Raw genomic sequence first — 244 nt, forward strand, 5'->3', positions numbered from 1 at the left:
AATATGCAGCTCTAAGCATTTATCGACAAATACACGCGCCATCGTCAAGGTTGCTGACATTTCGGCAAGCTTAAACTGGGTGTTCTGGAACGATGCTATTTCACGGCCGAAGGCTTTACGCTCTTTAACGTATGCGACTGTTTGCTCAAGAATCGACTCTGCACTAGCGATGCGTTTAAGAAGTTCCTTGAAGCTGAAGCTGTGCCTCACCACGAGCAATGGGAGAAAGACGGTCAGGTATCTC

At 47.5% G+C, this 244-nt stretch carries 1 protein-coding gene; it reads right to left on the minus strand.

The genetic code is table 11. From position 1 onward, the window contains the following. A partial coding sequence (locus A3756_RS06625) for an acyl-CoA dehydrogenase family protein (protein WP_255376510.1) occupies positions 1-244 on the minus strand: 244 nt, incomplete at both ends.

The organism is Oleiphilus sp. HI0086, from assembly GCF_001635225.1.